Genomic DNA, 14,997 nt, shown 5'->3' with positions numbered 1-14,997 from the left:
GAGGGTTATCCGTCAACCCGGGAGAGTCACCCGGACGGGTGTTAGCGGGGGCTGGCCAGAAGACGGCCAACCAGTTGTGCGGTGTAATCCACAATGGGGATGATGCGGGCATAGTTCAAACGCGTGGGGCCGATTACCCCGATCGCGCCGATGATCTGGTTGTCCCGATTGCGATAGGGCGCGACGATCACCGACGAGCCCGAGAGCGAAAACAAGGGGTTTTCCGAACCGATGAACAGGCGAACGCCCTGGGCCTGCCGCGCCTCGTCCAGCAGGGACAACAGCCCTTCCTGTCGCTCGATATCGTCAAAGAGCATGCGGATGCGCTCGAGATCCTCCGCCGCCTCCACGCTTTCGAGAAGCCGTGACTGGCCGCGCACGATCAGGGTGCGCTGTTCGGGCCCCGCCCAGTCTGCAAGTCCGGCCTCCACCAGAGCCGAGGCGGCGCTGTCAAGCTGGGCCTGCTTGGCGGAGATTTCCTCGCGGATCGCGCTCAGCGCTTCTGACAGGGTCCGTCCGCGCAATCGCGCAGACAGGTAATTGCCCGCCTCGATCAGGGCCGCCGGCGGCAGGCCGGGCGGCGGACGCATCAGGCGATTCTCGACATTGCCGTCCTCGGTGACCAGCACCGCCAGTACTTCGGTGGGCGACAGATTGACGAATTCCACATGGCGCAGCGGTGCATCATGGGCCGGGCTGGCGACCAGCCCCGCCCCGCCTGCGAGGCCGGACAGGAGATTGGAGGCTTCGGTCAACACATCCTCGGGACGCTTGCCCACAGCGGATACGCGGCTGTCGATGGCGTGACGGTCATCGGCTTCAAGATCGCCGAGCTGCAGCAGCCCGTCCACAAACAGGCGCAAACCGGCATGGGTGGGCATGCGCCCGGCCGAAACATGGGGCGAGGCCAGAAGGCCCGCCGCCGTCAGGTCGGCCAGCGTATTGCGGATCGAGGCGGGCGACAGGTTGAGGCCCGAGGTTTTCGACAGCGTGCGAGATCCCACCGGCTCTCCGGTGTCGAGATAGGTCTCCACCAGATCGCGAAAGATCGAGCGGGAGCGTTCATCGAGCGCCATCAGGCTTGAGGGTGAAGACGTCGAATGGGTCATGGCGCCTCAAGAGTTAGTGTCGCCCCTTCAGGAGCGCAATCGCCAAGATCGGGTGCAAAGCGCTTTGCGCGTCATGCCGGGCTCGGTTAACACAAGAGCCAAATCAGAACCTGGAGAACACCATGCGCCCTGAAGGCCGCCAACCTGACGCCCTGCGTCCGCTTAGCTTTGAAATGGGCTGGTCCCCCTATGCCGAGGGCTCGTGCCTGATCAGCTTTGGCAACACCAAGGTGCTGTGCACGGCCAGCGTCGAGGACAATGTGCCGCCCTGGCTGCGCGGTCAGGGCAAGGGCTGGGTGACCGGCGAGTATTCCATGCTGCCCCGCGCCACCCATCAGCGCACCCGCCGTGAAGTGCAATCGGGCAAGCCGTCCGGCCGCACCCAGGAAATCCAGCGCCTGATCGGTCGCTCGCTGCGCGCCGCCGTCGATCTCAAGGCGCTCGGCGAGCGCCAGATCGTGGTCGATTGCGATGTGCTGCAGGCCGATGGCGGCACCCGCACGGCGGCGATCACCGGCGCCTGGCTCGCGCTGAAAGCGGCCGTTGCGTATCTGATGGAAGAAGACGTTCTCAAGGCCGATCCGGTCATCGCCCAGATCGCCGCGGTCTCCGCGGGCGTCGTCAATGGCGACTGCGTCCTCGATCTTGAGTATGAAGAGGATCGTGTCGCCGAGACCGACGCCAATTTCGTGCTCACCTCCACCGGCGGGGTGATCGAGGTTCAGGCCACGGCGGAAGACGCGCCGATGACCCAGGAGCAGTTCGACCAGATCTTCGCGCTCGCCCGCAAGGGCGTCTCTGATCTGTGCGCGGCCCAGCTCAAGGCGCTCGGTCAGTAATTCGGGGGTCAGGCGGGCGGCCTAGTCGTCGTCCGCCTCGTCCTCATCGCCTTCTTCGAACACCAGAAGGTCGGCCGGCTGGCAATCGAGCTCCCGGCACAGCGCCTCGAGCGTCGAGAACCGGACGGCCTTGGCTTTTCCGGTTTTCAGAATCGACAGATTGGCCATGGTGATGCCGACGCGGTCGCACAGCTCGGTCAGCGACATCCGGCGGTCGAGCAGCATGCGGTCCAGGGTGACGCGAATGGGCATGAACTGATCCGCGCTCCCTTAAATCGTGAGTTTCTGTTCTTCACGCATGCGAGTGCCTTCGCGGAAAATTTCCGCCAAGACAAGCATGGCGAGCACAGCAAACCAGGCGCCCAGATTCAGGCTGAATTCGGGAACGACGCGCGCTCCGCCCTCGATGGGACGCCCCAGCAGGGTGATCATCAGGGACAGCACGCCATGCGCGCCGTAATGCAGGAGCTGATAGACGGCGATGCCGATGGCGATCGAGCGCAAATGATTGGAATTCTCTTCCACAAACGGATCGCCGGCGATCAGGGTCGCCATGATGCGGCGCAGACGGTCGACCACGAAGGTCACCGCGGCCAGCGCCATGATCGCAAGGGGAAGCGCCAGAACCACATCCATCGCCAGGAACTGGCGGATGCTGGCGGGCAGATCCGAGCCAAAGCCCAGAAGGCGGTACAGACCGCCAAACACAATGACGACGATAATGAGACTGGCCAGTCCCAATACCGCCCAAAGCAGATAATAGACGATGTCGAGGAGGATCTTCAGCAGTGAGGCCAGCGATCCCTGACCAAGCGTCTTCATGCGTCCCCCAGGGCGTTGCTATTCGGACCTTCAGCCGGGCGGCGAGACGTCTTCCGCAAGGGGAGGAACGGCGCGTCTCGTCTCACCCGGCCTACGATCCGGACCTTCATTAGCCGACCATCGAGGTGATCGCTGCGGCCATGCCGGCGAAAACACCTGCGACCAGAGCCAGATTGATCACCATCGCGATAGCGCTGTGACCGGCATTGTTTTTGGACCTGACCATCTCATACTCTCCTAAGTCTCTTGTTTGACCAACCAGTTTCCGAAGCCGTTCCGATCCTTGAGCGCCGGGGGTCTTCGGTGCGGCCGGGGTGTTTCCCCCTCGCCACGAGTATCTATGTAGACCACGCCCTATCGCTTCGCAACAAAAAAATATCGAAAATCGATATGAATTTTTCGAAAGGCGATATGCGCCAATGACAGGACAGCCCGAAATGACCCTCTTTTCAGCAGCCCCCAAATGGGCGATTGCGAGCCATAACAAAGGCAAAATCAAAGAGATAGCCGAGCTGATCGCCCCCTATGGGCTGGCTGCCGAAGGGGCGGAATCCCTGGGTCTTCCAGAGCCTGAGGAGACTGAAAAAACTTTCACCGGCAATGCGCTTTTGAAGGCGCGCGCGGGCGCCGAGGCCTGCGGACTGGTCTCTCTGGCCGACGATTCCGGGCTGGAAGTCACCGCGCTCGACGGCGCGCCGGGCATCTATTCCGCGCGCTGGGCCGGAGAGCCGCGCGATTTCCACGCCGCCATGGAGAAAGTGCGCCGCGAACTCGAAGCGAGGAACGCCACCGATTACAGCGCCCGCTTCGTCTGCGCTCTGGCGCTCGCCCATCCCAATGGCGAGACCCGCGTCTATGAAGGCGAGGTGCGCGGCCAGCTCAGCTTCCCGCCGCGCGGCGAGAAGGGCTTCGGCTATGACCCGATCTTCATTCCCGACGGCCATGAGCTGACCTTTGCGGAGATGGATCCGGCGATCAAACACGCCATGAGCCATCGCGCCCATGCCTTCAGACTGCTGGTCGAGGATATCTTCGGCGCATGATGTCCGCCCCCGCCCGTCTCGGCCTTTATGTCCATTGGCCCTATTGCGCGCGCATCTGCCCGTATTGCGACTTCAACGTCTACAAGGCCGCCCATGCGCAGCCTGAGGCGCTATTGGACGCCATGCTGAGGGATCTGGCGCACTGGCGCGCGCGTCTGGGCGCGCGGCCGGTCCATAGCGTCCATTTTGGCGGCGGCACCCCGTCGCTGATGGAGCCCTCCGCCATTGCGGCCATTCTGGAGCAGGCTGACGCCCTGTTCGGCCTCGCCCCGGGCGCCGAGATCGGGCTCGAGGCCAATCCCATGGAGCATGAGCGCTTTGAAGGGATTGCGACGGCCGGTGTGGAGCGCCTGTCGCTGGGCGTGCAGGCCCTTGATGATGACAGTCTCAAGGCGCTCGGCCGGGATCATGACGCCCGCACCGGTCTTCAGGCGCTTGAGTGCGCACAATCCCTGTTCAAGCACGTCTCCCTTGATCTCATCTATGCGCGCGAGAACCAGACCCCGGAAGGCTGGCGTGCTGAACTTGAAACCGCGCTGGGCTTCGGAACCGGGCACATGTCGCTGTATCAGCTCACCATCGAGCCGGGCACGGCGTTCGCGCGCAAGCTCAAGCGCGGCGCGCTCACGCCGCCTCCTGACGATGCGGCGGCGGACATGTACGCCCTGACCCAGGACGTCTGCGCCAGCGCGGGCCTGCCCTCCTATGAGATTTCCAACCACGCCCGCAGCGCCGCCGACCAATCGGTGCATAACCGGCTCTACTGGGAAGGCGAGGACTGGATCGGCATTGGTCCTGGCGCGCACTCGCGCGTGGGGGCGCACGCGTCAGGCGGACGCGGCGGCGCGGCGGCCCATCGCCGCCCTGAACACTATATGGAAGGCGTTCTGTCTGGTGACGGCCATGAGCGCGAAACGCTGGACGCCGAAGCGGAATTCATCGAGCGCCTGCTGATGGGAATCCGGCTGACAGGCAGCGGACTGGACGTCGCCCGGCTGCACGCCCTGACCGGGCTGTCGCCAGACGCCCAGGGGCTTGCGCGCATGACCGCCCAGGGGCTGATCAAGGCAGGCGACTCAGCACTCGTGCTGACCGAACGCGGCCGCGCCTTCGCCGACCATGTGGCCGAAACGCTGATCCCTGATTTCGGGGACTAGAACGCAGGCTCGTTCACCGGCTTGTCGGCATCGGTCTCGTCGGTCGGAACGGGCGGACCAAAGCGCTGCGGCGCCGGGTCCAGCACGCGGAAACCGCCGCCTCGCACCGTGTAGACGGCGAGCCCCCGCTCGATCGTCCCATCGGCGCGGAACCGGAACAGCCCGTCCACGCCCATGAAGCCATCCGGCGCGCCCAGCTGATCCGGGCCGTAACCGTTATCGGCCAGCAGCGCGGCCAGCGAGGCTGCATCATAGCCAAGGCCGGCGATCCGGGACGGCTCTGCGCCATAATACTGGGCATAGACGGTCTCGAACCGGGTGCGGGCTTCGGGATCCGGGCCGGCGAACCAGCCATTGGACAAGGCCGGTTCACGCGCCAGCGAGTTGTCGAGCCACTGGCCGGTGCCGATGAACTTCACCAGCAACGGATCAATGTCCTGATAGAGCAGGACCGGGGCCAGCATGCGCAGCTGATCGCCGCCTTCCGGCAGCAACACCACCTGGAAAGGAGAGGCGGGCGAGGGCGTCCAGTTCGCACCGCTCATGGTCGCCGCTTCGGCCGGATCCAGTTCTTCAACGCCATAAGAGGCCAGACGCGCGGCGGCTTCGGTCATCGCAGACACGCCGCCATCATAGAACTGGCTCGAAACCAGGCCCGTATCGAAGGTGCGCTCGACAAGCCGCGTTTCCGCGTCTTCCTCGTCGGAGACCGGCTCCTCGATCATGACGGTTTCGGGCATCGGATACTCGCCCAGAAGGTCCAAGATCGTTTGCGCATAAGCCGACTGGGTGACCTGGCCATAGGCGGAGGCCGGCCCGATGAAGGCGAACCGGGTCGCGCCCAGAGCGCCCACATATTCGGTGACGCGCCGCACTTCCTCATCCGGCGGAAAGCTGAGCTGATAGACGCCGTCGCCGGCGACCGCGCTGGACGAGGACAGGCTGAGCAGGGGCACGTCCGCTTCCCGGGCGACTTCGCCCGCCGCTGCGACGGCCTGCTGGAACAGCGGGCCGATGATCAGGTCGGCGCCATCGGAAATCGCGGACTGGGCGGCGCGGCGGGCGGTGTCCGGCGAGCCGCCGGTATCCTTGGGCAGCAGGACCAGATTGGAGTCCGCGCGCTCAAACACGGCAAGCTCTGCGGCGCGCAGCAATTGCGTGGCTTCATTGCGGGCGGCGGTCGAGGACGCGCTGAACGGCAGAAGCAGCGCCACGCGCACAATGTCGGGCTCTCCCTCGAGAAAGGCCGGCGTGTATCCGCGATCGGCAAGCTCGACAGGCAAGGTGGCGGGCGGCGGCGGGGCGCCGACCACAGGGCGGTCCGGAGCCGTCTGGATCGGAGTGGAGGGCGTTGACGCCGTACAGGCGCCCAGCACCAGCGCGCCGCCCAGAACAACCAGCCCTGCAAGGACTCGCGACGCACCCGTTTTGGATGTATTGTTTTCAACCATGACGGCCACCTTATCCCCCCGGCGAACGCTAACGCGGCCCGCCCCTGTCGGTGCAGAAGCTAACCGTCGACCGCGCAGGGGGCAAGCATGCGGACAGCGTGAGGCCGGACTGTGACGCAGGTCCGGGAACAGGCTGAACGCCGGGGGCGCCGAACCGAAGCCATCAGCGCGCTCTGGCTGCGTCTGAAGGGCTGGCGAATTCTCGACGAACGCGCTCGCACCGGGGTCGGAGAGCTTGATCTCGTCGCCCGGCGCGGCGGCGTTCTCGCTTTCATCGAGGTCAAGCACCGCCCCACCGTGGACGCCGCTCGTCTGGCCATAACCCCCAGACAACAGATGCGCCTGATCCGCGCCGCCAGCCTGTGGCGCAGCCGGCACGCCGGCATCGATCATCTTCAGCCCCGATTTGATGTCATGCTCTGGCCCGCTCAGGGCTGGCCGCGTCATATTCAGGGCGCCTTCTCGCTGGAGCATCGAGACCTTGATCGCCTGATCTAGCGCCGCTGTCGGCGGTAACGCCCGGTTAACCGTTTTCTCACGCCCGTCAGCTAGTCAGGGGTCCGGTCCTCAGCCCGAAGAAAGGCGCCTGTCATGCCTCTGGTCCGCATTGTCCTTCTGACGACCCTCAGTCTCGCCCTGACGAGTTGCGCCGCCTTTCAGCCCGGTCGCTCGGTCGGGCGACAGATCGACGACTTCAATGCGTCCGTCTCCCTCAAATCCTCCATGCTGCGCGCGGAAGGCTATGCCCTGAACGGGGTGGATGTGGAGATCACCGAAGGCGTGGCGCTTCTGACCGGCCACGCGCCGCGCGCCGAGGACCGGGTCTATGCCGAATGCCTCGCCTGGTCGGTTCAGAGCGTAAGATCCGTGTCCAACGAGATCGAGGTCGGCGGACGGCGCGGCCTCGCCAATGCGACGCGTGATGGCTGGATCACCCAGCAGGTGCGTTCGCGACTTGCCGCTGACAGCGCCATACGCAGTCTCAATTTCAACATCGAGACCCATTCCGGGGTGGTCTATCTGCTGGGCTTTGCGCGCGACAGCGCCGAAAGCGAACGCGCCGCCGCCCATGCCGCACTCGTGGACGGCGTGGAGCGCGTCGTGGTGCTGACCCGTTCCCCGGATGAAGCCGTCGACCTGCCCGCTCGCGGGGCGCAACAGGCCCGGGTCTGCGATCTGACGCCGGACGCGGCCGAATAGTTCGCGGCGGAAGTGTTAAGATTCAAACGATTGATAGCGCCCGCCTGGGGCGCGCTTGTCCATTTTTCCCCTGTGGGTTGACTGTTTGGCTTCATATATTCTATTAATGTTCTTGTTTTGAACGGCTCTGTTCCCGGCTTTGTGGATAACTCGCGTTAACCGTGTTTTTCGGCTGACCGTGTTCATTGAATGAGGGCGCCATGGGTATTCGCACCTTCTCTGCCGCCTTTGACGGCGCCCAGGCGCGGCTCGTCGATGTTCAGGTCCAGATTGCCGGCGGCCTGCCCAATTTCGTGATTGTCGGCCTTGCGGACAAGGCGGTAGCGGAAAGTCGTGAACGGGTTCGCGCCGCCTTCGCCGCCGTGGGGCTGTCCTTGCCGTCCAAGCGGCTGATCGTCAATCTGGCCCCCGCCGACCGGCCCAAGGAGGGCGCGCATTACGACCTGCCGATCGCGCTTGGGTTGATGGCGGCCATGGGCGTCCTGCCCACCGACATGCTGGCCGAGCATCTGGTCATGGGCGAGCTGGGTCTGGACGGCGCGCTCGCGCCCTCGCCCGGGGCCCTGCCCGCCGCCATGCTGGCCCAGGAACAGGATCTGGGTTTCATCTGTCCGGAAAGCTGCGGTCCGGAAGCGGCCTGGGCAGGGGGCGAACTGCCCATCCTCGCGCCTGCCTCTCTGATCCAGCTGGTCAATCATTTCAAGGGCGGGCAGGTGCTCTCCCGCCCCGCGCCAGGCGATCTCATCGAAGCCGGACCCTGCAAGGATATGCGCGATGTGCGCGGGCAGGAAACCGCCAAGCGCGCCCTCGAAGTCGCCGCCGCCGGCGGACACAATCTCCTGATGGTCGGCCCGCCCGGCGCGGGCAAGTCCATGCTCGCTGCGCGGGCTCCGGGCCTGCTGCCGCCCCTGACGCCACAGGAATTGCTGGAAGTCTCCATGGTGCAGTCGGTCGCCGGACTTCTGGACCGGGGACGCCTGTCGCGCAGCCGGCCTTTCCGGGCGCCGCACCATTCCGCATCCATGGCGGCGATGGTGGGCGGCGGGACGCGCATCCGGCCCGGCGAGGCCTCGCTCGCCCATCACGGCGTCCTGTTTCTCGACGAGCTGCCCGAATTTCACCCGCAGGTGCTCGACAGTCTCCGTCAACCGCTCGAAACCGGCGACATCGCGGTGGCGCGCGCCAATGCCCGCATCACCTTTCCGGCCCGGTTTCAACTGATCGCCGCGATGAACCCCTGCCGCTGCGGCTGGGCCGGAGAGAACGGACAGGCCTGCGCCCGCGGCCCCAAATGCGCCCAGTCCTATCAGGCGCGGGTCTCCGGGCCGCTGCTCGATCGGATCGATCTTCAGATCGACATCCCACCGGTCACCCCGGCCGATCTCGCACTGCCCCCAGCGCCCGAAGGCACAGCGGAGGCGGCGGCCCGCATCGCCAGCGCGCGCGCCATTCAAATGGAGCGCGGCGCGCTCAACGCCCATCTCACCGGCGAGGCCTTTGATCAATACGCCAGCCCGGACGAGCCGGGCCGCGCCCTGTTGCTCCGGGCGTGCGAAACGCTGGGCCTGACCGCCCGCGGCTATCACCGGATCCTGCGGGTGGCGCGCACGCTGGCCGATCTTGACCAGTCCGAACAGGTGCGACGCATTCATGTGGCCGAGGCGCTGAGCGCCAGACGCGCCAGCGCGAAGGGACAGGCGATCTCCGCGCCTGCCGCGCTGAAGACGGGCCAGAGCCTTTCGACGCTTCGTTAACACGCGGCGCGTAAACAGGGTTCATGGAGCGTGAATGGGATTCCGACACCAAGACGGCTTGCGCCCAACGCGCCCTTCTGGACGCGATGGCGGAGCTCGTGCTCGCCCGGGATTCCTCGGGCCGCGTCACCGAGGTGAACGCCGCATTCCTGAACGCCTTCGGCGGGTCACGTCAGGACTGGATCGGACGCTGGTTCGCCGTGGCGCCCGCCCCCAGCACAACCGGTCAACCGCGCCGTTATGACGCCGCCATGCGCACTCGCGCCGGGGCGGCCTGGATTGAATGGTCCGAAACCACCCTCGCCGATGGCGGCACAATCGCCGTCGGCCGCGATGTCAGCGAGGAAAGACGTGAACGCGCTGAAGCCAGTGAAGCCGCCCAGGGCAAGTCGGTCTTCTTCGCCTCGGTCACGCACGAATTGCGCACGCCCCTGTCGGGCGCCCTCGGCGCCGCCGCGCTATTGAAGGATAGCGGACTGCATCCCGATCAGGCCGCATACCTTGAGGCCGTCCGCTCCAGCGCCCAGCACGCGCTCAACCTCATCGACGACATTCTCGATCTGTCGCGCCTGGAGGCCGGTCGGCTGACCCTGCGTGCGGAACCCGTGGACTTGCGCGCGCTCATCGAGGACGCCTGTGAAATCCTCGCCACGCGCGCGGCCGAAAAAGGCCTGGCGCTGGCCCACGCCATTTCCTCTGACGTGCCCGCAGAGATCCGCGCCGACCCCGCTCGCCTGCGTCAGATCCTGTTCAATCTGGGCGGCAATGCCGTGAAATTCACTGAAACCGGAGGCGTGATCGTTCAGGCCAGCTATCATGACGGCGAGCTGAGCCTGATCTTCAAGGACACAGGCCCGGGCATTTCCAAAACGGATCAATCCACGCTCTTCAAGCATTTCGAACGCGGCGCCGCCGAACACAACGCCACGCCGGGCGCCGGCCTCGGGCTGGCCATGGTCAAGCGGCTCGCCGAAGCCATGGAGGGCGAGGTCGGGGTCAGCTCCGAACCCGGACAGGGCGCGACCTTCTGGACGCGCTTCCCCGCCCTGGCCCTCGCCCCGCCGCCCGAGGAACGGCCCTTGTCCGGACGGACGATCATCATCGCGTCCGACTCCGCCATAAGACGCGAAGCCCTGCGCCTGAAAGCGGAAGCCCTGGGCGGCGTCGCCCTGGAGACCGAAACCCTCTACGGCATCGAAACCCTGCTGGAAGACGCACAGGGCCCCGCCACGCTCATTCTGGACGCGGACTGGGCCGCGCAGGCGCCGGCGCTCAAGGAAACCGCGCCGCAATTGCGCATTCTCGTGCTCGCCGAGCCGCGGACCAAGGACCGTTTCACCCGCAAGGACGGACAGCCCGGCATTGATGGCTGGCTGGTGTCTCCGGTGCGGCTGAGCTCGCTCGCAGCCTATGCGCAAGGGCTTGAGCTTGAGGACGAAGTCGCGTCTGCGCCTGTGGTTCCCGAACGGGCGCTGGACGGGCTGACCGTGCTGGTCGCCGAGGACGATCCGGTGAACGCCATGATCGCCCGCACCGTGCTGACCCGGCTCGGCGCCGGTGTGGAGGTGGTCGACACAGGCCGCGCCGCTCTGGAAGCGGTGTCCGGCGGTCGGTTTGACGCCGCGCTTCTGGACATGCGCATGCCCGAGATGAGCGGGCTCGAGGCCGCCGCCGCCATTCGCAGCCTCAGGAGCCATGTTGCAGCCCTGCCCCTGATCGCGCTGACCGCGAACGCCACCGAGGACGACCGCGAGGCCTGCCTCACCGCCGGCATGGACGCCTTCCTGACCAAGCCCTTGCAGCCCCAGGCGCTGATCGAAACCCTCACCGGCTTGTGCGCCCCGCAAAACCGGGCCAGTTTCGGGTGATCTGACGAGGGAAAACCATGTCGCAGGACGTCACTCAGCCCCAGCGCAGCTGGCGGCAAACGGTCCGGGTGTATTTCACCCCGGTCATGCTTTCGATGATCGTGCTGGGCTTCGCCTCCGGCCTGCCGCTCTACATGGTGTTCCAGAAGCTGTCCTACTGGCTGCGTGACGCCGGGATCGAGCGGTCCACCATCGGCTTCTTCTACTGGGTGACCCTGTCCTACACCCTGAAATTCCTCTGGGCGCCGATCATTGACCGGGTGCAGATCCCGTTTCTCGCCAAGCTTCTTGGACCTCGTCGGTCCTGGATCGTCACCGCGATTTCAGGAACGGTGATCGCGCTGGTGATCATCTCCCAGACCGATCCGACCCAGGGGCTTGCCCCGGTCGCCATCGCGGCCTTGCTGCTGGCCTATTCCAGCGCGACGCTGGACGTGGCCATCGACGCCTGGCGCATCGAAAGCGCCCCCAATGACATGCAGGCGAACATGGCGGCTGGGTATTCGCTGGGATACCGCGTCGCCTATATGACGTCCGGATTGGGCCTCGCCATTTCCGAATGGGCGGACTGGAACTGGTCCTTCCTGGCCATGGCCGCCGCCATGGCGATCTCGGCGGGCCTTGTTTTCTTCATGAAAGAGCCTGCGACAGCTGCCTACAAGCACGCCCTGACCGGGTCGCTGCCTGAGAAGATCGTCAAGGCCGTCGTTGACCCCTTCCGACAATTCATCGGGCGTCTGGGCTGGTGGCTGTTGCCGGTGCTCATGCTGGTCACGCTCTACCGGATCAGCGATTTCACCATGGGCGTGATGGCCGCCCCGCTCTATTCCGACCTCGGCTTTGCCCGCGACGCCGTGGGCGGCATTCAGGGCGGGCCGGGCCTCATCGCCACCATGACGGGCCTGTTCCTGGGCGGCATCGCCAGCATGCGGTTCGGCATGATGCGCGCCCTGGTCATCGGCCTGGTGATCACGCTGATCACCAATGGCGCCTATGCCTGGCTGGCCGCCACGGCGGGCCCTGACGATCTGGGCAAGCTCACGATTGCGGTGGTCGGTGACAATCTGGCGGGCGGCTTCGTGACGACGGTGTTCATCGCCTACCTCTCGAGCCTGGTGGACCCGGAGAACGCGGCGACCCAGTACGCGCTTTTAAGCTCGTTCTACGCCCTCCTGCCGAAATTCATGGCGGGCTTTTCCGGCGTGCTGGCCGATCAGGTAGGCTGGGTGTGGTTCTTCATCCTCACTGCAGGCTGGACCGTACCGGCGGCATTCCTGTTGGCGCTGGTGCTGGGCTGGGGCCCGGCGGCGGCGAAGGGGCAGTTCAAGTTCGCCGAGCGCCGGACCACAGAAAACAGCTCTGAAGGCGCAGAAGACGGCAAGGCGGAGTAACTACTCCGCCGCCTTCTCCGCCCGCTCTTCTGACAGGTCGTGCGCGGCCAGGGCTGCGAGCGTGAGAATGTCGTTCACGCTGGCGCCCAGACGCGCGATCTGCACCGGCTTCTCAAGCCCCACCAGCATCGGACCCAGCACGGTGGCGCCGCCCGCGGCGCGCATCAGCTTGGTGGCGATGGAGGCCGAGTGGATGGCCGGCATCACCAGCACGTTCGCCGGGCCTGACAGGCGCGAGAACGGATAGAGGCGACGGTGATCGGGGTCGAGCGCCACATCGGCGTTCATCTCGCCCTCGTACTCGAAATCCACGCCCCGCTCATCCAGATAGCTGACCGCCTTCTGGATCGCGTCGGCGCGATCGCCCGACGGATTGCCGAAGGTGGAATAGGACAGGAAGGCCACGCGCGGGGTGACGCCGAAGCGTTTGGCGGCTGCGGCGGTCTCCACCGCAATATCCGCCAGCGCTTCGGGGCTGGGGAATTCCGTGACGTTGGTGTCGGCGATGAAGAGCGTGCGGCCGCGCGACAATACGAGGCTCATCCCCATCACGCGTTCGTTCTCGGCGGTGTCGAGCACCAGCTTCACATCGCCCAGCGCCTGGGCGTAGTTGCGCGTCACGCCCGTCACCATGCCGTTGGCGTCTCCCAGCGCCACCATGCAGGCGGCGAAGACGTTCCGGTCGTTGTTGACCAGACGCTGCACGTCCCGGCGCAGATAGCCCCGGCGCTGCAGGCGCTTGAACAGGAAGTCGGCATAGTCCGCATTCTTGTCCGACAGGCGGGCGTTGACGATGCGGATGGCGTCTGACTGAACGCCCAGAAGCCGCATGTTTGCGTGAACCGTCTCTTCGCGACCAATGAGGATCGCCTCGCCCAGACCCTGGTTCTGGAACGCGTAGGCGGCGCGAATGACCGACGGCTCCTCGCCCTCGGCGAAGACAATGGTCTTGGGCTCGCCCGCACGCACATCGTCATGAATCGATTGCAGGATCGCGGCCGTCGGGTCGAGACGGCGCGCCAAAGCGGCCTTGTACTGATCCATGTCGGCGATGGGCTTGCGCGCCACGCCGGAATCCATCGCCGCTTGCGCCACATAGGGCGGCACATGGCTGATCAGGCGCGGATCGAACGGGGCGGGGATGATGTAGTCCTTGCCGAAGGTCGGGCGCGCGCCGTGATAGGCGGCGGCCACTTCATCAGGCACATCCTCGCGCGCCAGCTCGGCCAGGGCCTGGGCGGCGGCGATCTTCATGTCTTCATTGATGGTGCGCGCGCGCACATCCAGCGCGCCGCGGAAAATATACGGAAAGCCCAGCACATTGTTGACCTGATTGGGATAATCAGATCGGCCCGTCGCCATGATGGCGTCAGAGCGCGCCTCGCGCACCTCTTCGGGGGTGATCTCGGGGTCCGGGTTCGCCATGGCGAAAATGATCGGATCAGCCGCCATGGAGCGGACCATTTCCTTGGTCACCGCGCCCTTGACTGACAGGCCGATAAAGCAGTCTGCGCCGCTCATCGCCTCTTCCAGCGTGCGCGCCTCGGTATCGGCGGCATGGGCGGACTTCCACTGGTTCATGCCGTGGTCGCGGCCCTTGTAGATGACGCCCTTGGAATCACACAGGATGGCGTTGTCATGCTTGACGCCCATCGCCTTGATCAGCTCCAGCACCGCGATGCCAGCAGCACCCGCGCCGTTCACCACGACCTTGAGCGTGGTGATGTCCTTGCCCGAGAGTTCGCAGGCATTGATGATGCCGGCGGCTGAAATAATGGCGGTGCCGTGCTGGTCATCGTGGAAGACGGGAATATCGAGATATTCGCGCAGCTTCTCCTCGATGATGAAGCAATCGGGGCCCTTGATGTCCTCGAGATTGATGCCGCCGAAGCTGGCGCCAAAGCGGCGCACGCATTCGATGAAGGCTTCGGGATCGCTCTCATCCACCTCGATATCGATGGAATCCACATCGGCGAAGCGCTTGAAGAGCACCGACTTGCCTTCCATCACCGGCTTGGACGCCATGGCGCCCAGATCGCCAAGGCCCAGAATGGCGGTGCCGTTCGAGATCACCGCGACCATATTACCCTTGGAGGTGTAATCGTAGGCGAGGTCGGGATCCTCGGCGATCGCCTTCACCGGCGCGGCCACGCCCGGGCTGTAGGCCAGCGACAGATCGCGCTGGGTCGCCATGGGCTTGGTGGCGGACATCGCCAGTTTTCCGGGCTTGGGATAGCGGTGGAAGTTCAGGGCTTCTTCGTCATCGACGCGTGAACGGCGGTCAGTCATGTCTGGCTCGGAAAACAAGGGATGTGGACAGGTATGAATAAGCACACTAGCCGCTTCGCGGCAGACAGCAAATC

At 65.4% G+C, this 14,997-nt stretch carries 13 protein-coding genes; 8 read left to right on the top strand and 5 right to left on the bottom strand.

The features are described 5' to 3' along the window. Positions 1-41: 41 nt before the first annotated feature. Positions 42-1,109, bottom strand: a complete 1,068-nt coding sequence (hrcA, locus tag OA2633_RS10320) for a heat-inducible transcriptional repressor HrcA (protein ID WP_040612622.1) — start codon at positions 1,107-1,109, stop codon at positions 42-44. A gap of 122 nt (positions 1,110-1,231) precedes the next feature. On the opposite strand from hrcA, the gene rph reads away from it, so the two are divergent. Next, a complete protein-coding gene (rph, locus tag OA2633_RS10315) occupies positions 1,232-1,948 on the top strand; it encodes a ribonuclease PH (protein WP_009802489.1) in 717 nt (238 codons plus the stop codon). A gap of 21 nt (positions 1,949-1,969) precedes the next feature. Here the strand turns inward: rph and OA2633_RS10310 are convergent, their stop codons facing one another. After that, positions 1,970-2,200: a helix-turn-helix transcriptional regulator gene (locus tag OA2633_RS10310; RefSeq protein ID WP_009802488.1), complete on the bottom strand. Its 231-nt coding sequence runs from the start codon at positions 2,198-2,200 to the stop codon at positions 1,970-1,972. 18 nt (positions 2,201-2,218) lie between these two features. After that, positions 2,219-2,770, bottom strand: coding sequence for a DUF2975 domain-containing protein (locus OA2633_RS10305; protein ID WP_009802487.1), 552 nt, complete (start codon positions 2,768-2,770; stop codon positions 2,219-2,221). Between the two features lie 437 nt (positions 2,771-3,207). Here OA2633_RS10305 and rdgB point away from each other — a divergent pair, with 437 nt between their 5' ends. Beyond that, on the top strand, positions 3,208-3,813 hold the full coding sequence (gene rdgB, locus OA2633_RS10300; protein ID WP_009802485.1) for an RdgB/HAM1 family non-canonical purine NTP pyrophosphatase: 606 nt from the start codon (positions 3,208-3,210) through the stop codon (positions 3,811-3,813). Beyond that, the gene (hemW, locus tag OA2633_RS10295) at positions 3,810-4,970 is read left to right on the top strand and encodes a radical SAM family heme chaperone HemW (RefSeq protein WP_009802484.1); all 1,161 of its coding nucleotides are present in this window, start codon (positions 3,810-3,812) and stop codon (positions 4,968-4,970) included. The genes rdgB and hemW overlap by 4 nt, the downstream gene beginning before the upstream one ends. Here hemW and OA2633_RS10290 read toward each other — a convergent pair. After that, positions 4,967-6,421, bottom strand: coding sequence for a penicillin-binding protein activator (locus OA2633_RS10290; protein ID WP_009802483.1), 1,455 nt, complete (start codon positions 6,419-6,421; stop codon positions 4,967-4,969). The genes hemW and OA2633_RS10290 overlap by 4 nt on opposite strands. Before the next feature lie 111 nt (positions 6,422-6,532). Here OA2633_RS10290 and OA2633_RS10285 point away from each other — a divergent pair, with 111 nt between their 5' ends. The 5 genes from OA2633_RS10285 to OA2633_RS10265 all read left to right on the top strand — a co-directional run bounded on the left by OA2633_RS10285 (position 6,533) and on the right by OA2633_RS10265 (position 12,634). After that, positions 6,533-6,919 (top strand): YraN family protein, encoded by a 387-nt coding sequence (locus OA2633_RS10285; protein WP_009802482.1) that lies wholly within the window; start codon positions 6,533-6,535, stop codon positions 6,917-6,919. A gap of 93 nt (positions 6,920-7,012) precedes the next feature. Continuing rightward, positions 7,013-7,621: a BON domain-containing protein gene (locus OA2633_RS10280; protein WP_009802481.1), complete on the top strand. Its 609-nt coding sequence runs from the start codon at positions 7,013-7,015 to the stop codon at positions 7,619-7,621. A gap of 200 nt (positions 7,622-7,821) precedes the next feature. Next, on the top strand, positions 7,822-9,375 hold the full coding sequence (locus OA2633_RS10275) for a YifB family Mg chelatase-like AAA ATPase (RefSeq protein WP_009802480.1): 1,554 nt from the start codon (positions 7,822-7,824) through the stop codon (positions 9,373-9,375). 23 nt (positions 9,376-9,398) lie between these two features. Continuing rightward, positions 9,399-11,243 carry a response regulator gene (locus tag OA2633_RS10270; protein WP_009802479.1) on the top strand — a complete coding sequence of 615 codons (1,845 nt, stop codon included), beginning with the start codon at positions 9,399-9,401 and terminating at the stop codon, positions 11,241-11,243. A gap of 17 nt (positions 11,244-11,260) precedes the next feature. Continuing rightward, complete coding sequence (locus OA2633_RS10265) at positions 11,261-12,634, top strand: MFS transporter (RefSeq protein WP_009802478.1); 1,374 nt, start codon at positions 11,261-11,263, stop codon at positions 12,632-12,634. Here the strand turns inward: OA2633_RS10265 and OA2633_RS10260 are convergent, their stop codons facing one another. Then, entirely contained in the window at positions 12,635-14,923 is a 2,289-nt protein-coding gene (locus OA2633_RS10260; RefSeq protein ID WP_009802477.1) for an NADP-dependent malic enzyme, read from the bottom strand. Positions 14,924-14,997 lie beyond the last annotated feature (74 nt).

This window comes from Oceanicaulis sp. HTCC2633, assembly GCF_000152745.1.
Taxonomy (GTDB): domain Bacteria; phylum Pseudomonadota; class Alphaproteobacteria; order Caulobacterales; family Maricaulaceae; genus Oceanicaulis.
This window is presented reverse-complemented; position numbering and strand designations above follow the sequence as displayed.